Genomic DNA, 20,075 nt, shown 5'->3' with positions numbered 1-20,075 from the left:
GGTGCTCAGTGAGGCAAGTGAGGGAGCACTGATGGTCGAATACTTACCGCGGTCCGCGTGGAACGCGCGGCCGCCGAACGGCGGCCCCGGGAACCTGACGGTCTCGCGGGTCCAGGGCGCGGTGATCCACTGGCCCGGAACCGGGACCACCACCGGCATCCACAGCTATGCGGCGGTCGCGTCCGCGCTCCGCGGCTGGCAGAACTACCACATGGACGACCGCGGCTGGTCCGACATCGCGTACCAGGTCGCGGTCGACCAGGCCGGCCGGGCCTGGACGCTGCGCGGGCTGCGCGTCCAGTCCGGTGCCAATGGCAACAGCGATCTGAACGAGCGGTACGGCGCGGTGCTGCTGATCCTGGTCACCGGCGAGCAGCCGACCGCCGCGATGAAGAGCACCACCCGCGGGGTGATCGCCGACTTCCGCCGCATCTTTCCCGCCGGCACCGCGATCCGGCCGCACTCCGCGGTCCGGCCGGACGGCACCGACTGCCCCGGCCCGGCCGCCCGCGCCGCGATCGCCCGCGGCGACTTCACCCCGACTTCCTCGGAGGACGACATGACCCCCGCCCAGATGCAGGAACTGAAGAACTTCATCGAGGCCCGCAGCCAGGCCTACGCGCTCTGGGTGCACCGCCAGCTGCGCAGGGACCTGTCGGCGGTGGTGCAGGCGTACGCACTCGACATCAAGAACTACGAGCGCCAGACCGACGCCGCCGACGCCCAGCGCGCCGCGGCCGCCGTCTGGGCCACCGCGCCGGACAACCTGGTCAGCAACCCGCAGCCCGCCCCGGACCCGCAACCGGAACCCGAGCCCGGCGCCGAGCCCTACCTCCTCCTGCCGGAGCCCGAGCCGACGCCCGCCGTCGACACCACCCCCGAGCCTGCGCCAGACGGCCAACCGGAGTCCGGCACCGACCCAGAACCGAACCCCACACCACAGCAGTAAGCGAGAACCTTCACCGCCCTGCAGCCTTGAGGACTCGCAGGGCGTTGAGGGTGATCATCTCGTTGGGCCCGCTCCGGCCCCAGTCGACGACCTCCGGCGTACGGTTGCTGCCTGGCGGGTTCCACCACTGCCGCCCGGCGTACCACCGACCGTCGGCGTGCCGCCGCCTCTGCAGCTCGTCGAGCGCGTCACCTGCCCGCTCGTCACCGACCATCCCGAGCCGCGACAACACCAGCAACGCCTGCAAGATGTCGTAGTGCCAGTACGCCGGATAGCTCGGCCGCAACCACCTCGCGTCGATGACCTCGCCGGTCGACAGGCTGCGAAACACCCGGTGCTCCAGGAACAACTCCCCGGACCGCACGGCGCCATCACGCGCAGCGGTGTCACCGGTTGCGCGGTAGTACTCGTGCAGCCCCCACGCGGCCGCCAGCGTCTCGTGGAACGACGAGCGCCGACCGGAGGCCTCGCGATCGCAGTTCCACCCGCCGTCCGGCCACTGCCACTCCAGCAACCCCTCGGCCAACTGCTGCACCCGCGGATCGCCGGCCATCCCCAGTCGACTGCACGCCCCGAGCGTGTTCCCTTCGATCGAGCCACACCGCCGTACGAGTCCGTCTACGACACTCACGCCGTACCGCAGCGACCGCGTCCTCTCATCCAGGTCGTACTCCGCCGCAGCCATAGCCCGAGGCTCACCCGCCGGCACCTCCAACTCCACCAGCGACACGATCCGCCAGTGCGCGCCGGTCCACTTGTTGTAGGCCCGCCCGGTCCCGCATGCGTCGGTCAGCAGGGCCTTCACTTTGGCCCCGCGCAACACATCCTCGCCGTGCGGCTCGCCCACGAGCTCGCGTCGAGCGATGCCCCGCACCGCCGGCTCCGCAGACTCCAGCAACCACTCGACCGCGTCCACCCGGTCATTCTGTGTCGGTGGCTGCTGGTTGGGTAGGCGGGTGGATATTGCGGAGTTGTCGGAGCGGTTGGAGAAGTTGTCGGTGCGATACGGCGAGGAGCTCGGCTTCGAGCGGGATCCGGACTGGTTCTTGCTGAAGTTGCAGGAGGAGATGGGGGAGCTGACACAGGCGTACCTTCAGCACACCGGTCGCGCCCGCGCCAAGGGCCAGAGCGCCGACCAGATCCGCGCCACGTTCCACCAGGAGTTCGCCGACGTCTTCTGCCAACTCTTGCTGCTCGCCCGGCAGCACGACGTAGACCTACCCCGCGAGATCGAGCACAAATGGCTCGCCCGAGAGGTCTAGCCGCCGCGGACTGGTGAGGCCGGCGGTGGTTGGTGGACGCTGGCTTCATGGGTGTGGAGCAGCGGAGTGCGGCGGAGCGGGCGGCGTGGGGGAAGGCGGTGCGGAAGGAGGTGCCGCTCGAGGCGCACGCCGACTTCCGGGCCGGTGACGAGCGGGATTGGCGGCCAGCTTCGTGGTGGCCGGGCGCGACAACGGCTTCAGTGCGAAGCGGTGCCGCGAGGTCGTGCTGACCGCGGTGCGAAGCTACCGCGAGGCGATGCGCGGGTTCGCTGACAGCCCGATCCTCGCCATTTGGTACTCGCGGATGGACGTCGAGGATCTGCTGACGCAGTACAAGCCACGATGTCGTCCGGCGAGCGGAAGGTCGCGGACTATCGCGACACGCTGCAAGCGGATCGGCGGCGGCTGCTCGATCACTTCCGCCTCGTGGACGTCGCGCACAAAGTGGTCGGTGTCGGCAGCGTCGGAACCCGGGCGTGGATCCTCCTGATGGAGTCGACCGTCGGTGACGAATTCCTTGTGCTGCAAGCGAAACAGGCCGGTCCTTCGGTCCTGAGCGAGTACGCCGGTCCGTCGGAGCACAGCAATCAGGGCAAGCGCGTGGTGGCCGGCCAGCGACTGATGCGGGCCGCCAGCGACATCTTCCTGGGGTGGCTGCGCGCCGAGGCAGCCGACGGCGAGCAGGACTACTACGTCCGCCAGCTCCGCGACTGGAAGCTCTCCGTCGACGTCGAGGACATGAACCCCGAAGGCATGCAGTTGTACGCCCGCCTGTGCGGCTGGACGCTGGCCCGGGCCCATGCCCGTTCCGGGGACCGATTCGCGATCGCGGCGTACCTGGGGAAGTCCGACCGCTTCGACCATGCGGTGGCCGGCTTCGCCACGACGTACGCCGACCAGAACGAGCGCGACCACGCGGCGCTCGCCGCCGCCGTCGACTCAGGCCGGGTTGCCGCGCGCCATTGACATCGTTGTCTGGGGCGGCGACGATACTGGCGCGAGATTCGGTGAAACGTTTCCAACCTCGGTCAGCCGAGCCGCCCTGAAGCATTCGAGGAGATCCGATCATGAGTCGTTCGCGCGTTCTGTGCGCATTGCTTGCCGGCGCGGTGGCGCTGGGCGCCGGGCTGGTGTCGCCAGCGGCCGCCGAAGTAGGGGGAAGTGCCGACGGTCCGACGGCGACGGCGCGGGCCCGAGTCGCTGCCGACGTCCTGATGAGCTCGTACGAGCCGGTGAAGGCGTGGTTCCCGTCCAGCTGGTGGAACTCCGCGGTCGCCCTGCAGACGATCGGCGACTACATGCAGCGCACCGGCGATCGCCGGTACCTGCCGCAGCTGGACAACACGTTCGAGAAGGACAAGGGCGTGTTCCCGGCCGGCTACCTGTCGGGTGACCCGTTGCTCGGCAACTTCACCAGCCGCGCCATCGACGACTCCGAGTGGTGGGGGCTGACCTGGATCCAGACCTACGACCTCACCAGGAATCCGAAGTACCTCGACATGGCGGTCACGATCGCTGAGTACGTCGAGGACTACTGGGACGACACCTGTGGCGGCGGCGTCTGGTGGGACGCCGAGCGGACCTACAAGAACGCCGTCACCAACGGACTGTGGATCCGGCTCACCGCCGAGCTGCACAACCGGATCCCCGGCGACCGGCACTGGCTCGGCCGCGCTCAGGAAGGGTGGAACTGGTTCACCGGCAGCGGCATGATCAACTCCGCCGGCCTGGTCAACGACGGCCTGAACACCGGCACCTGCCAGAGCAACGGCGACACCGTGTGGACCTACAACCAGGGCCTGGCGATCGGAGCTGGTCTCGAGCTCTACCGAGCGACCCGGAACCCGCAACTGCTGACGACCGTACAGCGGCTGGCCGACTCGGCGATCGGCGCCGGGGGACTGGTCTCCAACGGCGTCCTGACCGAGTCCTGCGAGGCGCCGGGCCGGTCCTGCGACGACAACCAGAAGCAGTTCAAGGGCATCTTCCTGCGCTACTGGATGGACCTCACCGACACCACCCGCAACCCCACGTACGCCGCCTTCCTCGCCCAGCAGGCCGCCTCCGTCTGGGACCAGGACCGCGACGCGGCCGGACGGCTCGGCCTGCGATGGGCCGGCGGCAGCGCGAACGTCTTCGACTGGCGGACTCAGGCCAGTGCGCTCAGCGCTCTGATCGCCGCCGTACCGACGCCGCCGCCGACGCGGTCGTTGTCGGCGACCATGACCCCGGCCCAGCCCGTGGTGATGCCCGCGACGGGCAGTGCGACGCAGGTCGAGTTCGAGACCGGGCTGCAGGCCACCGCTCCCGCGGGGGAGACGATCAAGGCCGACGTGCGCGCCTCGGGTCCCGCCGGCTGGACCGTGACGCCGAACCGGACGAGCGTGACGCTCCGGCCGCGAGGGAACGCCGTACCCGCTCGGGCGACTGTTGACCTCGACGTGGCGATCCCTGCCGGTACGCCGGACGGCCGCTACCTGGTGACGGTGACCGCGACGTCCGGCCCGCTGCTGTCGTTCACCACGCAGGCCGAGATCCTGGTGGCGCACACAGTGGACTTCGACACCGGTACGGCGGCCGAGAACCCGTGGCTGTGGGACGCCGACGGCTCCCAGAGCAACGGAGTCCAGAACCGCTTCGCCGACGGCAACTCGTACTTCGTCTACCGCTTCCCGTTCCCGTCCGACACCACGTCGGCCTCGGTGACGCTGACGATCGACAACGAGTTTGTCGTCCAGGCCAGCGGTGACGGCCAGCAGTGGACCACGGTCGGGATCGAGACCCAGCAGATCCACGACGGCGAGAACAAGGCGGCCCGGACGTACGACCTCACGCCGTACCTCGGCCCGTCCAAGACCGGCTACGTCCGCATCGCCGACTCCTTCCCCAACGACGGCTGGGGCGGCCGCGTCTACCACGTAACCGCCACCTACACCGGCTGACGTACCAAAAGACGGCCGGCCCGAGACTCGCGCTCCGGGCCGGCCGTTGTGGCGCAGGGAAACTCAGACGCCGTAGAAGTGAGTGAACTGGGCCGATTTCAGGCGTGGGAACCTTCTGCGGCCTCGCCCTGGTACACATCGGTTACACCGAGCGCAGCCGGGGTCGGCATGCCCGAGGTACTCGCTAACCGCCTTGATGGACTCGCAGGTGTCAAGCGTCGGCTTCCAGATGAACGTGTTGAAGTAGTTGCGATTCAGCGCCTTGCGCTCACGGGAGTAGAGGATCAGGGATACCGTGTGCGGCTCGCCGCCGGGTGTTCCCGGGCAGCGTGACGTAAATCAGGTGGGACCTTGGTCTCAGGCTGGTGGATGCTGTTCGAGCACTACAACCAGACCACACGAAGCACGTCGGCCTCGTGCTTGACGACGGCTCCTTCGTTTCAGGAACCCATCTTTCGGGAGCAATGCAACGGATCTGAGTGCTCGGCGCGCTCGATACGGGCAAATGCAGGACGGGGTAAGTCGAACCCGCTTGGTTCTTCAAGCGCTGGGTTGGCGGTTGGCGGCGCGCCTTTGGATCAGGCGCGCGAGGATCGTGACCGTGACCGCGATCGCGATGCCGAGGAGCGTGAAGAGGATCCGCTTGCCCTCGGTGGCCAGGTCGATCGGGTTGGCGAGGTCGAGGGCGATCAGGGCGGTTCCGGCGATGGCTGTGGTGTAGAGGGCGTAGTTGACGAACCTCAACGAACCTCCGATCACGGCGAGCACGAGGATGACGACCTCGAGCACGTGCTTGTCATCCACGCTCAGCAGGAATACTGCGGCGATGGCGGCACCCAGAATCGTGCCTACGACCAGCTGCGTGCCGGCCAGGGTGGACTGGTGCAGGTCCGCCTTCATGGCCACCATGGCCGCCAGCGGCATCCAGTCGGCATACGGCAGGTCCAGGCCGAACGCGACCGCGACAGCGCCGGCCAGCGCCACAGCCCGGATCACCGCGTAGAGCACGACCGGCGCCGTGAGTGCGCGCCGCGTCGTGTCGGTAGGCATCTCGGCAACCGCCGGCGGCTGCTCGGGACGGCCCCGGGCAAGCCACACCAGCGTGGCCAACACGAACCAAAGCGCCGCCCCCACCAGCCACGCGAGCGCCTGGGACCACGGGTTCAGCGTGATGTGGTCGGCGGCAAGCCCGGGGTCAGCGAGATCGCGATGAGAACCAGGAGCTGAGCAGCGCACCGGTGATGAACCGATGCACGCCAAAGTACAGCGCCAGCCCAGACCCCAACGTCACGACAAGCGCCGAGACCGTGACCAGCCACCAAGCCTCATCGCCGACGCCGACACCCCACGCGGTCAGCACCGCGCCGACAGCGCGAAGATCGCCAACCGCGACCAGCGGGAAGCGAACGGGCCGACCAGTACGGAATGCCGTGATCCGCCAACAGATGCGCAACACATGTCCGCCAACAGATGCGCAACAGGCTAGAAGCCTGGCGACCACCTGGGGACGCCGGCCAACGCACGGAGCAGCCGAGTTCCGTGCGAATCGACTCCGGCCCGCCTGCGGCGCTTTGCGACTACCGCGGCTAGGACCAGAACTCCTCATTCGCCCGCCGGTCACCCGGGAATAGCCAGAACTCGGCGATCTTGCCGTCCCCGAACCGATACACGTGGACCTGACGGTCCTCGAAGCGTCGATCCTGTCTTTCGGCCCGAACGGTGACCAGCACCATCCCGTACTCGTCGTTCGCGAAGAGGGCATGGACTTCGCGTGAGATAGACCCAGCTGCCATCTCGTCCGATCCAGCGAGCATGGCGAGCACCTGATCCACACCATGCACGTCACCGCTGAGCGTGTGCCACACGACATCGTCGCGGAATAGGTCCCGTGTACCGGACACCTCGCCCTGGTTGCGCATGCCATACGCAGCCCGAAGGAGATCCTCGTTTGGATGGCTCATCGACGCCGACTATAGGCCTTTTGCGGGCAGTGAGCGCTCCTCCCCCACGGGGTATTCGATCGGCAGGGCGATGTCGACGGTCCCCGCCAGGCCCGTTGCGTAGTTCATTGCCGCGCAATGCGCCCGCACATACCGCGATCCGCTCATGCCGATGTCAGTGCGTGGGCGACTACATGGCCTGTAGCCATACGCGGACAGTCTCGGCGAACCCGGCAGGTGCGCAATCAAAATATGCACGGCCCAGCGGCCAGGACCTATCTCCAGGGCGTCTTCCTGCTCGGCGTCTCCCACGGTGAGATCCCGACGGGACGTCGATCGCCCCGCTGAAAAAGCGCCTCGGCGGGCGGGGGCTCACCGATCCGGACGTCGATCTGAACCTGTGCCGGCGGAATGACGTCACCAGCCTCATGTCCGTCTAGATCAACGTCCTGCGCATGAAGGACCTTCACCGCCAACCCTTCCGCGGACTGAGAGACCACAGAATGGGTCAGGCTCGGCACGTCTGAGGGTATCCCGGTCCATGAGGAGCACAAGCCCCCACCAGAAGGGCCGCCTGACCTGCCACGTGTCCACGCCGTGAGTCTCCACCAGCCGCGGGTCCAGAACATCCGGCAGCCGCAGTCCGTGAAGCACGGAGCAGCCGATGAGCCTGCATTCCGCGCACCCGGTAGATGTCGAGGTCCCTGGGCAGGTGGAACTGCAGGGTATTCGTGGCCGGGACGGCGCGACGGCGGGTCGCGATGGCGGCGGGGGGCATAGCGTCGGGTCGTGCAGGAACGGATCTTCGTGGTCGTCGCCTACGGTCACGCGGAATTGCTCGACATCGCCTGTGTGACTACCACCAAGCCGGTGACGGATGCACCGGGGCGCCGGACGCGCAGGGCAAGGCCTGCCGTGAACGCCCTGAGGCGCTGGCCGCCACGGCGAAGGCCGGTCATGCCCTGGCCGCCCCACTTGGCCATGATGGCGGCTCACAAGGCCGACGACATGGGCGCCGCGCACGCCCAAGCCATGTGGGTGGCCCGATGCCGGGCTGCGCCCAAGAACGTCGACACCTTCGCTCGGGCCGGCGCCACGCTCACGCGAACGCCAGCCTGTCCGCCGCGCTGAGCCGGCCCCGCAGACTCTGCCCAGGCTTGCACAGACCGCCTACGGCTTGCGGGCGACGCCGGCCCAGTAGTAGGCGGCAGCCGGGTCGACCGGTTCGATTCCAGGCCGCCAAGCCATTACCGGAACGAGGCCGGGCTCGACGAACTCCCAGTCGGCGAAGAACCGTGCGACGTCGTCGCGGACCCGGGGTACGACGGTCAGGTTGCCGCCTCGAGCCGCGGCCGCGATATCCGCCATCGCTTTCGGGTCGAAGTCTTGACCGGGATGGGTGATCGCGACGTAGCTGCCCGAGGGCAGCGCGTCCATCAAAGTCTGAGCCCGGGCCCAGGGGTCCTCCTCGTCGCTCAGGAGCATGAGCACAGCGACGAGCATCAGTCCCACCGGCCGGGTCAAATCGAGGGTGGTGACCACGGCCGGATCGGCCAGAATCTGGTCGGGCTTGCTGAGGTCGGCGTCGATATAGGCCGTCCGGCCCTGCGGGTCGCTGACCATCAACGCGCGCGCGTGCGCCAGCACGATTGGGTCGTTGTCGACGTACACCACTCGCGCCGCACGGTTCAGGTGCTGAGCGGTCTCGTGCAGATTCGGCTGGGTCGGAATCCCGGTGCCGATATCGAGGAACTGGTCGATGCCGGCCTCGGCGACCAGATACTGCGTCGCCCGGTGCATGAACGCGCGATTCTCCTGCGCCATCAGCCGTATCGTTGGGATCGCCTGAATGAACATCTCACCCAGCTGACGGTCCGACGCGAAGTTGTCCTTGCCGCCCAGCCACCAGTCATACATCCGCGCCGAATGCGGCACACTGACATCGATCCCGGGCGGAGCCCACTCCCGCTCGGAGCCCGATCCCGTCGGGCCACTGCCCTGCTCCTCCGCTGACACGAGACGACATCCCTCCATCAGTGCTGCCCTGATCGCCGGGCTGGTCGAGCCCCTGCGGCGGTACGCCGACGCATCGTACCCCCCAGCCAGGGGCTGAACCGACCAGCCCGGATATTTCTCGACTTAGTAGTCTGCGCCGCAGGTTCGCCGGATTCGGGCTTGTCAGGTTGTGGGGTGGTCCAAGTACAGACCCGCAGGCACAGCCGAGCGCTTGTTCGGTGGTGCTGGGGTAGCCGCTGGGCAGGATGGAGTCTTGGTAGCCGCCCTTGATGGCCAGGTAGATCGCGAACCCCCATTTGGTTGGCCTAGTAGCCGCGGTAGCGGAGCCGGCATAATCGGAGCACGGTCCCATCGCCAACTGATTCGCGACCGGCCGGAAGCATGGCGCCCCTGGGCGACACCAATGCAAGCAGCCGAATTGCGGACGGCTTAACGGCGACCTACGAGCGGGCTCGGTCCGCGGATCTCAGTTGATCCGCGCGGGCAGCGGAACGACACTGGACGCCATGCGAGGTCGCAAGCAGCCTGTCTACCGGTTCTCGGGCGCACCCTCGTGGGATCCGTCTGCCCTTCGCGACGCGCTGTCCAATGCGCGATCTGTGCAACTGTCGCGCGGCGGATTCCTGATCTTCGCCACGGATCGGCACGCTGACGTCCTCGACGACACGACAGCGAAGTACGTATCCGTTGTGCGCAGCGAAGACGGCCCGCTCATTGACGAACCCGGAGCTGTCGGGGATCTGGTCGAGGCGCTTTCTGTCACTGAGGTCACCGACATTCTGTGCATGTGCACTGGCGACGTTGCCGCCGAGTTCTTTGACGACGATGGCAAGTTGCTCGCGGTTGTCCGACTCGACTTCCCAAACCGCATCGAGTGGGCGCACTGGCCGGGCCAGGCCTACGTCACTGACCCGAACCGGCTTCGCCGATGGTTCGCGGCTCACTACGACATTGCGATGTAGCTGCTTCGCACACGCACTCATCTAGCCGCGATCCGCTCAAGCAGCCGATGTGCGGTCGATGGCTGACCACTCTTTGATTCACGAGCGTGGCCGATCGGTACCTGGCACTACCGAACGACCTGCCTTGGCCGCTACTCCGACTTGCGCCCGAACACTCGCTTGGCGACGGAGCCGGTGCCGATAGCGGCGAACAGGGCGACAAAGACCCCCGAGGGAATGCTGCTGAAACTCGAATCGACGCCGTGGAAGGTCGCCGCGCCTCCATAAACGCCGACGAAGAGCACGGCCACCCACATCGCGACGATCGCCAGCGTGGCCCACATCTCGCGAACAAGGATCCGTGCAGCCCAGCCTCCACGTGGAGACCGAACTGAAGACTGATCTTGCATGGTTGTTGTCATGACTGCCTCCTAAAGGTCCACTCCTAGTCGATCCGGTGGCTAAACCCGCCGGTAGAGCCGGAGGTCAGCCACCGTGTAGGCAGGAGGGCCCAAGCGGCTACGCCCAGAGACAACGAGGCTTCGCGGCTGTCGTGCTGTCGCGCCAAGATCCGCTATGCCGCCGACAGCGAAAGCTCGGAACTGCCGATGAGCGGATAACCTGCTGGAGCCTGGGCGCCGCAGTGGGCGACAGCTATGCGCGAGCTTGCCGGGGTGTCACGTTAGACCTCCGTACGGTGGCTCCAGCCCGGATGGCGCGCGGGATCTCGGCAACGTTGTCGACGTGGTCCAACAGCCGGGCAAGCCCCTGGGCAGAAGCGGGCGAACTCAGCTCGGCGGAGTAGGTGATGCCGGTCGATGTCCACGCTTCGGTGTCGAAGCCTCCGCCGGCCGATACCCGGACTCCGTCAATCTGCAGGCCGAGCGTGGCGGCCTCGCGGTAAATGTCATTGAGAACGCACGCAGCTGCAGCGAGGTGCAATAGATGGACTCCGCTGAATGACGCCTCGACGGTCACTCCCCCGACGTCCAGCGATGCGGGAACTGGATTGCGTGGGCGTCATCCGACCTGAACGGCCCCGTGCCCACTACGACGTCGAACTGGTCCATCGGCTGCCCCTTGTGCGTCCTGCGTCATTCGACCCGGATGTCTGCTGCCGGCCTTGCGCAGGACCGGCCCGGCGGAGGAGAGCTTTGGCGACGGCGCGGGCTTCAGGTGTGCACCGCGATGGGCGCAACGCCGTGCGGTCGAGCTTGATCACCCGGCGTCCCTCGGCGTAGATGGTCGGCTCGTTGGGGGATAGAAGGCGGAAGTCATCGACGGCAGAGGAGCTGCCGACGTGCTTGAGCCAGGAGTGGACGAGGACGTCGTCTGTCCCGCGAATCGGCGCACAGTAGCTGATGCTGAACTCCTTGACGACGTTGAAGGCGTCTGGAGTGATGGGCCGACCCTCTCGAAACGTGTGGCCACGTTGTTTCCAGACGGTGGCCAACGCGCGCTCGACGAGTAACGCGTACCGGGCGTTGTGGACCATCCCATCGGGTCGAGGTCGTCGAAGTGCACCGGCAACAGCTCCGCATGCCCGTAGTCGATCGACAGTTCGGTGGCGAAGGCGGCGGTCATCACACGAGCCCCGGCGTCGGATCGAACCACGGATCAGGTCGACTGGACAGATGCGTTCTCGGCTCGCAGCGCGAGCACGACGTCGGCGACGTCACGCATGGATTCCTCGACGCGGTAGACGTCACAGATCGAACGGGCGAGATCGCCGGTCATGAACCGCTCCATCGACGCGGCGGAGTCCCAGACGTACACGCCGCCGTACTCACCGCTCCGAAAGCGCAGATAGTACTTCTGCAGTAGCCCGGGAATGGCGAGGTACTCGCGTGCGCGGAGGTGGAAGAGCTCTGTGATGCGCTCGTCGGACAGCGCGGACCGGAAGCGGACGATGTGGATGACCATGGTTTCCTCCTTGGTCGTGGCACCATCAGCCTGACTGCGCCTCCTGGACTCGGGCTGGAGTCCCGCTGGAGCCGGCGCTGTCCGTACGCTTCGAATATGGACTACCAGGTGCTGGGCCATCTGCGGGTGCTCGACGAAAACGGCGCCGAGGTGCAACTGTCCGCACCCAAGCTGCGGACCCTGCTGGCTCTATTGCTGGTCCACCGGGGCCACCCCGTCAGCGTTGATCGGATCGCGCAGGCCCTGTGGGGCGACCTATTGCCCAGCTCCGCTGCCAACCTGGTCCAGGGCTACATACGTGACCTGCGCCTGCGGCTCGGCGCCGAGGAGGTCGCGACGGTCCCTGGAGGGTATCGGCTCGACGTGAGATGGGGGACGGTCGACGCGGAACGCTTCGAGGATCTGGTGCGCGCCCGCAGGTATGAAGAGGCCCTCGCGCTGTGGCATGGCACTGCCCTAGAGGAGTGGGTCGAACAGCCCTGGGCGCGGGCCCACGCAGCGCGGCTGGAGGAGATGCGCCTTTCCGCCGCAGAGGAACGCTTGGCGCAGGAGGTCGACGCGGGCCAAGCATCCGCGGTGGTTGCCGAGCTCGCGGCGCTCGTCCAAGAGCACCCGTTACGTGAGCGGTTTCGCGTCCTCATGGTGAAAGCGCTCTACGCCTCTGGCCGGCAAGCCGACGCGCTCGCGGCCTACGCTCAGGCTCGCCGCGATCTCGCTGACGAGGTGGGGCTGGAACCGGGGCCAGAGTTGCGTGCCGTGGAAGCCGCCGTACTGGCGCAGGACTCCTCACTGGTGCCCGCACCCATCCGCTCCGCCGCGGCTCCGCCGGCACCGGTGACCGCGCTGGTTGGTCGGGATAGCGAACTTGCCTCTATACGGTCGGCGCTGGCGGTGTCCCGACTCGTGACGCTGAGCGGACCGGGCGGGATCGGCAAGACCAGGCTCGCGGTCGAGGTCGCCGCGGCGCCCCCGGAGTCTGGACCGGTGTGGTTTGTGGAGCTCGCACCCGTCCTGGTCAGCGACGCCGTCGCCAGGAGTGTGGCACGAGCGCTCCAGTTGGCGGAGTCACCAGGGCAGGAGATCGATCTCATTGGCGACTACGTGTCCCGGCGGCCGGGCTTGCTTGTTCTCGATACCTGCGAACACGTCGTCGAGGCGGTGGCGAGGCTGGCGACCCGCGTGCTGTCACGGTGCCCGGACCTGAAGATCCTTGCGACCACCCGCCAGCCGCTACGGGCTCCCGGCGAGCAGGTCGTCCAGCTGAGCGGGCTCGACGAGGTTGCTGGCGCCGACGTGTTCACAGCACGCGCCCGTGCCGCGAATCCCGCGGTGGAGCTAGACCCCGACCGGGTGCGGGCGATCGTCGGCAGACTGGAGGGGGTTCCGCTGGCGCTCGAGTTGGCCGCGGCCAGGATCGCCTCATTGTCGCTGGAGCAGCTCGCCGATAGTTTGAGTCAGCCGCTGGACGCGCTCGCGGGTGACGCCCTCGCGGGTGATCCGAGGCATCGCACAATGCGGGCCGTCATCGGCTGGAGCCACAACCTACTAGACGAACGAGATCGGGAGGCTTTCGCCGCTCTGTCTGTGTTCCTAGGATCCTTCGACCGCGAGGCTGCCGGCGCAGTTGTGGACGACGGTCCGGACGCAGTCGACCACCTGCTGGGGCGCTCGCTGCTCACCCGGGATGTCGACCTGCTCGGACAGGCTCGTTACCGCTTCCTCGGCCCGGTGCGACAGTTCGCCGAAGAGACGGCGACACCGACAATGCGCGACAACGCCCTGCACCAACACCTCGACTACCACGTAGCTCTCGCGGCACGAGTCAACGACCGGATCCAGACCCAGGAGGCGACGGCGTGGGCCGCGGTCGCGCGCGCCAGCGCGGAAGACCTGCGAAAGGCGGCCACCTACGCCATCTCCGAGCGTCTGGCATCCGCGGGTCGCCTCGTAGCCGACCTGTACTGGCCTTGGTTTCTGGACGGCCAACTCTCGGAGCTCCGCTCATGGGCGAGCGCGGTCCTCACCGGCGATACCGACGCTCATGTCCGAGCCCGCCTGCTGCGGATCCTGGCTTCGACTGCCCTCGCCCAAGGCGATACGGCCGTAGCTGTTGGCTATGCGGCCCGTCAGCTCGACGCTGCGATGGCCCTGCGGGATCTGGAGCTGGTGGCCCTGGCACGGAACCTGCTCGGGATGGCCGCCTGGGCCCGGGGTGACTATGCCGCCGCTGGTGGGCACCACCTGGCTGCCATGGACGAGGCGCGGAATTGCGGCCGTCCGTGGACGCTTGCCCTCGTCACAGCGCTGGCCGGTCGGTCCGTGCACGCGACCGGCGACCGAGAGGCCGGCGAGGAGTTGCTTCGAGACGCTGAAGCCCAAGCCGAGAAGGTCGGTGAACCAATGGTGTTGGGGAGCGCGCTGGACTACCGAGCGCATGCGGAGTTCGCACTGGGACGCGACAGGGAGGCCACCCGTTTGGCATCGCGCAGCCTTGCGGCGTACCGAAGCATCGGCTATCAAGAGGGCATTGCCTCGGCCGGCACGTTGGCGGCTCAACTCGCTGTCTTGGCTGGCGATTACGAACAGGCAGAGACCTTGCTGATCCAGGCCCTTGATGTGTCCCGGCGCCTCCGCCATCTCGGCGGCACGGCATCCGTCCTGGAGGCGATGGCCGTGCTGGACTACGACCGAGGTGAGCACCAGCGGGCAGGCCGATACCTTGACGACGCCCGCGCCCTCAGGGATCAAACCGGTACCGTGCCCTCGCCGGCGCTGCACGATCAACTCAGCCGAGTCCAACAATCGCTCGCACTTGAACGATAAACGGACATCCGGTTCTGCCGCCGATCGCGCTTCCGACTTGGGGCCGCGCTACGAGACCAAGTCGCCGAGTTGAGCGACGAGACCTCGCATGTCCTCGCCGGCGTCAAGGGTCACCACGACGGACGCCTCCCACGCGCCTGGTTCGTAGCCCCGTGGGCCACGGATGATGAACCGGAGACTGACGTGACCTCGTCCGTCATGCATAGCGTCGATACGGAGGTCGTGCTCAAGTGACTCCCAGGCGCGTACGCCGTCCCATCCTTGGTACGACTCCGCCAGCCCAGCTGCCCACCACACGATCCCGTCACCATTGAGCGTCCGGACCCAGGCTGCCGCGTTGACGCCATCATCGGCAAGCTCGCACCGAAGGTCGAGCACCTCGTCGTTCCATGGCCTGTCGGCGCTACTAAGACGGGCGGATCCACGCCCTCGTTCGGCGGTGATTTCGACACCGTCGTCCAACTGTCTCAACACGAGGTAGAGCATGCCACTGGTGCCGGCTCGACGCGGGACGGCAGCGCGCTCCCAAATGCGGGTGCGGTCGTCGCCGAGTTCGGCCAGGATCCGTGCGCCGGTGTTGTCGGCCAGTCCGGGGAAGCTGGTGATGATGGCGTGGTCGGAGTGCTGCTGGAACGCCTCGGCGGGTGGCTTTCCCGAGTTCGTCGACGTTGCGGCACTCGGTGTCGAGGGCCGCGAGGAGGGCGAGTGCCTGGCGGCCCATGGCGTGTTTGACCAGGTCGGGTTGCCGCGGCTGGGGCTCGCGGAGCGCGGCGTGGAGTTGTGCTGCGGTGGTGTCATGCGGTGCTGGCGGCCGGCTCGGCGCAGCGCGGCGGCGATCCGTGCCTTCGATAGCTTGGCTGCCGCGGCGGGGGGTGGTGCGATTGCCAGCAGTGCGCGGGCGTCGTTGTTGGCGAGGTTGCTGGCGTTCTTGCCGGCGACGGTCTCGCTGATGCGCTTCTTCGCGAGCAGTTGACCGGACTCGTCGATCAGGGCGATGTCGTGATGGCCTTCGGCTCAGTCGATCCCGCAGAACACCTTCACCTGTCTGTACCCTCCTCCTAGCCGGTGTTCAGTCCGGTTCGGACCCTGGCGAGAACGCGCGGCGCCCTGATGACGAGACTCTGCGGTCTTCCCTCCGATGAGCCGTTCGCGATCCCAGCGATCCCCACGGCCCCGGTCTGCGGATCAGAGCTCGAAGGCTCCCGATGAACGAGGTATCTACCGTGCGGGCGGGCTCGAACCACGACCAACGCTCCCGGCGTGCAGGCCGGTGTGGCGACGTTCGATCCGGATGTGGAGGTGTCAGGCGAGCGCGGCAGATCCAAGCTCTCGCAACGCTCAGTCCAGCGGTGCAGACCAGTCGGTGGCCCGCACGGCGCCGAGACGTGCAACGGGCCCTGGTCCTCGCCTCGCCAGACGGCCACGATCCTCGCGATCTTGTACTCACGGGCAGTCACCATTGCCGCGATGGCAGCGTGCTCGGCACAGAATCCCGTACCGGAGGCGGTGTCGATACAGACACCGACGTACACCCTGCCGGTGTCAGTACACGTCGGTTACGCATGCCAACGTGAAACGGCGGCGGACCATGGGAGACGTCGGAAGGACGTTCCCAGGTCGGCCGCCGTTTCGGCCACCTACCCGCGGGTCAGCGGGCTACGTGGATCACACGTCGTAGTAGAGCTCGAACTCGTGGGGGTGGGGGCGGAGCTGGATCGGGGCGATTTCCTGCTCGCGCTTGAGGTCGATCCAGGTCTCGATCAGGTCCTCGGTGAAGACGCCACCCTCGAGCAGGAAGTCGTGGTCGGCCTCGAGGGAGTCGATCACGGCCGGCAGCGAGGTCGGCACCTGCGGGATGCTCGCGTGCTCCTCCGGCGGCAGCTCGTAGAGGTCCTTGTCGACCGGGTCGACCGGCTCGATCTTGTTGCGGACGCCGTCCAGGCCGGCCAGCAGCTGGGCCGAGAAGGCCAGGTACGGGTTCGCCGACGGGTCGGGGCAGCGGAACTCGATCCGCTTCGCCTTCGGGTTCGACCCGGTGATCGGGATCCGGATGCAGGCCGAGCGGTTGCGCTGCGAGTACACCAGGTTGACCGGCGCCTCGAAGCCCGGCACCAGGCGGTGGTAGGAGTTCACCGTCGGGTTGGTGAAGGCCAGCAGCGACGGGGCGTGCTTGAGCAGGCCGCCGATGTACCAGCGGGCGACGTCGGACAGGCCGCCGTACCCGGACTCGTCGTAGAACAGCGGGTCGCCGCCGTTCCACAGCGACTGGTGGCAGTGCATGCCGGAGCCGTTGTCACCGAAGATCGGCTTCGGCATGAAGGTCGCGGTCTTGCCGGCCGCCCAGGCGGTGTTCTTGACGATGTACTTGAACTTCATCACGTTGTCGGCGGACTTCAGCAGCTCGTCGAAGCGGAAGTTGATCTCCGCCTGGCCCGCGGTGCCGACCTCGTGGTGGGCGCGCTCGACGATCAGGCCGGACCGCTCCAGGGCCAGCGTGATGTCGTCGCGCAGGTCGCCGAAGTGGTCGGTCGGCGCGACCGGGAAGTAACCACCCTTGTAGCGGACCTTGTAGCCGCGGTTGCCGCCGTCCTCGACCCGGCCGGTGTTCCAGGCGCCGGCGATCGAGTCGATCGAGTAGTACCCGGTGTTCTGCTTCGTCTCGAACCGGACGTCGTCGAACATGTAGAACTCGGCCTCGGGCGCGAAGAACGCGGTGTCCGCGATCCCGGTCGACTTCAGGTACTCCTGCGCCTTGCGGGCGATGTTGCGCGGGTCGCGGCTGTACGCCTCGCCGGTCAGCGGGTCGTGCACGAAGAAGTTGATCGCCAGCGTCTTGGTGCCGCGGTACTCGTCGATGAACGCGCTGGTCGGGTCGGGCAGCAGCATCATGTCCGACTCGTGGATCTGCTGGAAACCGCGCACGGACGAACCGTCGAACGCCAGGCCCTCTTCGAAGACCTCGGGACCGAACGACGACACCGGGACGGTGAAGTGCTGCATGATGCCCGGCAGGTCGCAGAACCGGACGTCGACGATCTCGACGCCCTCGTCCTTGACGTAGGCGAGCAGCTCCTCAGCGCTGGAAAACATTCGTACTCCTCGGGGTGGCTCAGAGATTGCATCTGAACGTAAGGCCCCCCGGTTTCCCGGCGGTGACCCTGATGTTTCGCGGATGTTACGCCCAGCGTGTCCGCGCTGACCCACTGGTGTACGGCGCTTACGCCCTGAGATATCCCGGTCCGCTGTGACCGGTGCCCGGACGTGTCCGTAGGCTAGCCATCATGGCACCATCCGCGCAGCCTGGCACAGGACCCACCGAAGAATTCCGGTTTCCGGGCAACCGCCTGGGACTGCCCGAGGACGGCCCGGGCGCGGTCGCGGGCTGGGGCCGCCGGGTGCTCGCGCTGCTGGTGGACTGGCTGATCGCCGGGCTGGTCGCGTCCGCGATCACGTCCAAGCCGATGTGGGCGGGCGGCAACGACTACAGCACCTCGCACCTGGTCACGTTCTTCGCGATGACCGCGATCCTGACCGGGCTGCTCGGCTACACGATCGGTCACCGGATCTGCGGGGTCCGGGTGGCGCCGGTCCGCGGCAACACGACCCATCCCGGGCCGCCAGGGCTCGTGGCCGGGCTGATCCGTGCCTTCCTGCTCTGCCTGCTGATCCCCGCCGTCGTCTACGACCGCGACCGCCGGGGTCTCCACGACCGCGCGGCCAGCACAGTCGTCGTACGGCGGTAGGCCTCAGCGCCTGGTCAGGCGGATTTGCACGTCGTCGAGGTACCCGGTGCGGAAGCCGGCCTCGGAGTACGCCAGGTAGAACTCCCACATCCGCCGGAACGTGTCGTCGAAGCCGAGCCGGGCGATCTCCGGCCAGCGCTCGATGAACCGGTTCCGCCAGATCCGCAGCGTCCGGGCGTAGTCGGCGCCCAGGTGCCGCAGCACCTCGGGGCGGAGCCCGGTGTGCTGGGCGGTGACGTCCTCGATCACCTTGATCGACGGGATCAGGCCGCCGGGGAAGATGTACTTCTGCACCCAGGTGAAGGTGTTGCGGGTGGCCAGCATCCGCGCGTGTGGCATGACGATCGCCTGCACCACGGCCACCCCGCCGGGCGCCAGCCGCCGCTCGATCGCGTCGAAGTAGACCGGCCAGTACTTCTCGCCGACCGCCTCGATCATCTCCACGCTCAGGACCGCGTCGAACTCGCCGATCTGGTCGCGGTAGTCACGCAGCGCGACCTGCACCCGGTCGCCGACCCCGGCTTCGGCGATCTTGCGCTGCGCCAGCAACGCCTGCTGCGAAGCGATCGTGATCGCCGTCACCCAGGCGCCACGCTGAGCGGCGCGGATGGCGAGACTCGCCCAACCACAGCCGATATCGAGCACCCGGGACCCGGACACCACTCCGGCGGCGTCGAGGATCGCGTCGAGCTTGTTCAGCTGCGCCTGAGTGAGCTCGTCGTACGACGCTGTCGCCAGCTCGGCCGCGGACGTGCCCAGCCCTGGGTTGCCGAAGTACGCCGCCGAGTAGGTCAGGGTCGGGTCGAGGAACTCGGAGAACATCGCGTTGCTCAGGTCGTAGTGCCGGCTGACGTTCTGCCGGGCGCCGGCCCGGTCGTTCTCCTGGTCGCCGGGCTGGGACCGGGTGACCAGCCAGCGCAGCGACTGGGCCCACTTCGGCAGCAGGTGCCGGGTCTCCTCGTTGCTGAACCGCTCCGCGAACGGGACCAGCAGGTCGGCCAGGTCGGTCCCGGGCTCCGGATCCCAGTCGCCGGCCAGGTAGGCCTCGCCGAACCCGGACCCGGCGTCGTGCCCGAGCCGGTCCAGGAACGCCGACGTCCGGTGCACGCGCATCGCCGGGCCGCCCAGTCCGTACGAGCGGTTGCTGTCCAGGTGGATCGTGGCCGGCAGGTCCTTCGCGACCATCCGGATCGCGGCCGCGGCGCCCGCCCGGCGGACCGGGTTCGACCGCGGGCGGGCCAGTGTGGGCCACGTCTCGGTCGCCGGCTGGTGCACAGCCACCGGCAGGAGATCCGTCATGGTCGTCAACCTCGTGTCCTCGTTCCGTCCTGGTCGCACCTTAAGGCCAACCAGCCACCCCACTGCGCGACACGAAGGCACACTCGTGCCACGTCACGACAGATCAACTGCTGAGCGGCTGCCGAGTTACCGGCATCTCACCCACAGAGAGCGCTCAGGCACCCTCGGACGCCCGCTGGCCGAGGATCAGCCGGTTCCCGTCCGGGTCCTCGGCCCGCGCGACCCGCTCACCCCACG

20 protein-coding genes and 1 pseudogene are annotated in these 20,075 nt (G+C 67.6%); 10 read left to right on the top strand and 11 right to left on the bottom strand.

What is annotated here, in order from left to right; all coding sequences use genetic code 11:
- Positions 1-31: 31 nt before the first annotated feature.
- The gene (locus tag ACIBGM_RS39390; RefSeq protein WP_360521084.1) at positions 32-949 is read left to right on the top strand and encodes a hypothetical protein; all 918 of its coding nucleotides are present in this window, start codon (positions 32-34) and stop codon (positions 947-949) included.
- A gap of 10 nt (positions 950-959) precedes the next feature.
- Here ACIBGM_RS39390 and ACIBGM_RS39385 read toward each other — a convergent pair whose 3' ends face one another.
- Positions 960-1,865 carry a hypothetical protein gene (locus tag ACIBGM_RS39385; protein WP_360521087.1) on the bottom strand — a complete coding sequence of 302 codons (906 nt, stop codon included), beginning with the start codon at positions 1,863-1,865 and terminating at the stop codon, positions 960-962.
- A gap of 40 nt (positions 1,866-1,905) precedes the next feature.
- Here ACIBGM_RS39385 and ACIBGM_RS39380 point away from each other — a divergent pair, with 40 nt between their 5' ends.
- The 4 genes and pseudogenes from ACIBGM_RS39380 (at position 1,906) to ACIBGM_RS39365 (ending at position 5,153) form a co-directional block, all read left to right on the top strand.
- Complete coding sequence (locus ACIBGM_RS39380) at positions 1,906-2,211, top strand: pyrophosphatase (RefSeq protein WP_396388445.1); 306 nt, start codon at positions 1,906-1,908, stop codon at positions 2,209-2,211.
- Between the two features lie 157 nt (positions 2,212-2,368).
- Positions 2,369-2,533 (top strand): annotated as a pseudogene (locus tag ACIBGM_RS39375) (DUF2252 family protein); the annotation flags it as partial.
- Positions 2,534-2,553: 20 nt separating this feature from the next.
- Positions 2,554-3,177, top strand: a complete 624-nt coding sequence (locus tag ACIBGM_RS39370; RefSeq protein WP_396388443.1) for a DUF2252 family protein — start codon at positions 2,554-2,556, stop codon at positions 3,175-3,177.
- 101 nt (positions 3,178-3,278) lie between these two features.
- Positions 3,279-5,153 carry a glycoside hydrolase family 76 protein gene (locus tag ACIBGM_RS39365; RefSeq protein ID WP_396388441.1) on the top strand — a complete coding sequence of 625 codons (1,875 nt, stop codon included), beginning with the start codon at positions 3,279-3,281 and terminating at the stop codon, positions 5,151-5,153.
- A gap of 540 nt (positions 5,154-5,693) precedes the next feature.
- Here the strand turns inward: ACIBGM_RS39365 and ACIBGM_RS39360 are convergent.
- Both ACIBGM_RS39360 and ACIBGM_RS39355 read right to left on the bottom strand, forming a co-directional pair.
- Complete coding sequence (locus ACIBGM_RS39360) at positions 5,694-6,203, bottom strand: FUSC family protein (RefSeq protein WP_396388440.1); 510 nt, start codon at positions 6,201-6,203, stop codon at positions 5,694-5,696.
- Positions 6,204-6,739: 536 nt separating this feature from the next.
- Positions 6,740-7,114, bottom strand: coding sequence for a nuclear transport factor 2 family protein (locus ACIBGM_RS39355; RefSeq protein WP_360538930.1), 375 nt, complete (start codon positions 7,112-7,114; stop codon positions 6,740-6,742).
- Between the two features lie 768 nt (positions 7,115-7,882).
- Here ACIBGM_RS39355 and ACIBGM_RS39350 point away from each other — a divergent pair.
- Positions 7,883-8,224, top strand: a complete 342-nt coding sequence (locus ACIBGM_RS39350; protein ID WP_360538927.1) for a hypothetical protein — start codon at positions 7,883-7,885, stop codon at positions 8,222-8,224.
- A gap of 39 nt (positions 8,225-8,263) precedes the next feature.
- Here the strand turns inward: ACIBGM_RS39350 and ACIBGM_RS39345 are convergent, their stop codons facing one another.
- Positions 8,264-9,109 (bottom strand): SAM-dependent methyltransferase, encoded by an 846-nt coding sequence (locus ACIBGM_RS39345; protein WP_360538924.1) that lies wholly within the window; start codon positions 9,107-9,109, stop codon positions 8,264-8,266.
- Positions 9,110-9,615: 506 nt separating this feature from the next.
- On the opposite strand from ACIBGM_RS39345, the gene ACIBGM_RS39340 reads away from it, so the two are divergent.
- On the top strand, positions 9,616-10,071 hold the full coding sequence (locus ACIBGM_RS39340; protein WP_396388439.1) for a hypothetical protein: 456 nt from the start codon (positions 9,616-9,618) through the stop codon (positions 10,069-10,071).
- Positions 10,072-10,202: 131 nt separating this feature from the next.
- On the opposite strand, the gene ACIBGM_RS39335 is transcribed toward ACIBGM_RS39340, so the two are convergent.
- The 4 genes from ACIBGM_RS39335 to ACIBGM_RS39320 all read right to left on the bottom strand — a co-directional run bounded on the left by ACIBGM_RS39335 (position 10,203) and on the right by ACIBGM_RS39320 (position 11,973).
- A complete protein-coding gene (locus ACIBGM_RS39335; protein ID WP_360534476.1) occupies positions 10,203-10,472 on the bottom strand; it encodes a hypothetical protein in 270 nt (89 codons plus the stop codon).
- A gap of 232 nt (positions 10,473-10,704) precedes the next feature.
- Positions 10,705-11,028, bottom strand: coding sequence for an OsmC family protein (locus ACIBGM_RS39330; RefSeq protein ID WP_396388438.1), 324 nt, complete (start codon positions 11,026-11,028; stop codon positions 10,705-10,707).
- 70 nt (positions 11,029-11,098) lie between these two features.
- A complete protein-coding gene (locus ACIBGM_RS39325; protein WP_396388437.1) occupies positions 11,099-11,545 on the bottom strand; it encodes an acyl-CoA thioesterase in 447 nt (148 codons plus the stop codon).
- A gap of 122 nt (positions 11,546-11,667) precedes the next feature.
- Positions 11,668-11,973, bottom strand: coding sequence for a hypothetical protein (locus tag ACIBGM_RS39320; RefSeq protein WP_396388436.1), 306 nt, complete (start codon positions 11,971-11,973; stop codon positions 11,668-11,670).
- Between the two features lie 96 nt (positions 11,974-12,069).
- On the opposite strand from ACIBGM_RS39320, the gene ACIBGM_RS39315 reads away from it, so the two are divergent.
- Positions 12,070-14,796: a BTAD domain-containing putative transcriptional regulator gene (locus tag ACIBGM_RS39315; RefSeq protein ID WP_360534484.1), complete on the top strand. Its 2,727-nt coding sequence runs from the start codon at positions 12,070-12,072 to the stop codon at positions 14,794-14,796.
- A gap of 48 nt (positions 14,797-14,844) precedes the next feature.
- Here ACIBGM_RS39315 and ACIBGM_RS39310 read toward each other — a convergent pair whose 3' ends face one another.
- Positions 14,845-15,282 carry a DUF6228 family protein gene (locus ACIBGM_RS39310; RefSeq protein WP_396388435.1) on the bottom strand — a complete coding sequence of 146 codons (438 nt, stop codon included), beginning with the start codon at positions 15,280-15,282 and terminating at the stop codon, positions 14,845-14,847.
- A 121-nt stretch (positions 15,283-15,403) separates the two neighbouring features.
- Between ACIBGM_RS39310 and ACIBGM_RS39305 the strand changes: the two genes are divergently transcribed.
- Positions 15,404-15,769 carry a hypothetical protein gene (locus ACIBGM_RS39305; protein ID WP_360534488.1) on the top strand — a complete coding sequence of 122 codons (366 nt, stop codon included), beginning with the start codon at positions 15,404-15,406 and terminating at the stop codon, positions 15,767-15,769.
- A 692-nt stretch (positions 15,770-16,461) separates the two neighbouring features.
- Here ACIBGM_RS39305 and glnA read toward each other — a convergent pair.
- A complete protein-coding gene (glnA, locus tag ACIBGM_RS39300; protein WP_360534490.1) occupies positions 16,462-17,886 on the bottom strand; it encodes a type I glutamate--ammonia ligase in 1,425 nt (474 codons plus the stop codon).
- Positions 17,887-18,077: 191 nt separating this feature from the next.
- Between glnA and ACIBGM_RS39295 the strand changes: the two genes are divergently transcribed.
- Positions 18,078-18,539 (top strand): RDD family protein, encoded by a 462-nt coding sequence (locus ACIBGM_RS39295; RefSeq protein ID WP_360534492.1) that lies wholly within the window; start codon positions 18,078-18,080, stop codon positions 18,537-18,539.
- A 3-nt stretch (positions 18,540-18,542) separates the two neighbouring features.
- On the opposite strand, the gene ACIBGM_RS39290 is transcribed toward ACIBGM_RS39295, so the two are convergent.
- A complete protein-coding gene (locus ACIBGM_RS39290; protein ID WP_360534494.1) occupies positions 18,543-19,838 on the bottom strand; it encodes a cyclopropane-fatty-acyl-phospholipid synthase family protein in 1,296 nt (431 codons plus the stop codon).
- Positions 19,839-20,075 lie beyond the last annotated feature (237 nt).

The sequence above is a fragment of the Kribbella sp. NPDC050470 genome, from assembly GCF_044458365.1.
Taxonomy (GTDB): Bacteria; Actinomycetota; Actinomycetes; order Propionibacteriales; family Kribbellaceae; genus Kribbella.
This window is presented reverse-complemented; position numbering and strand designations above follow the sequence as displayed.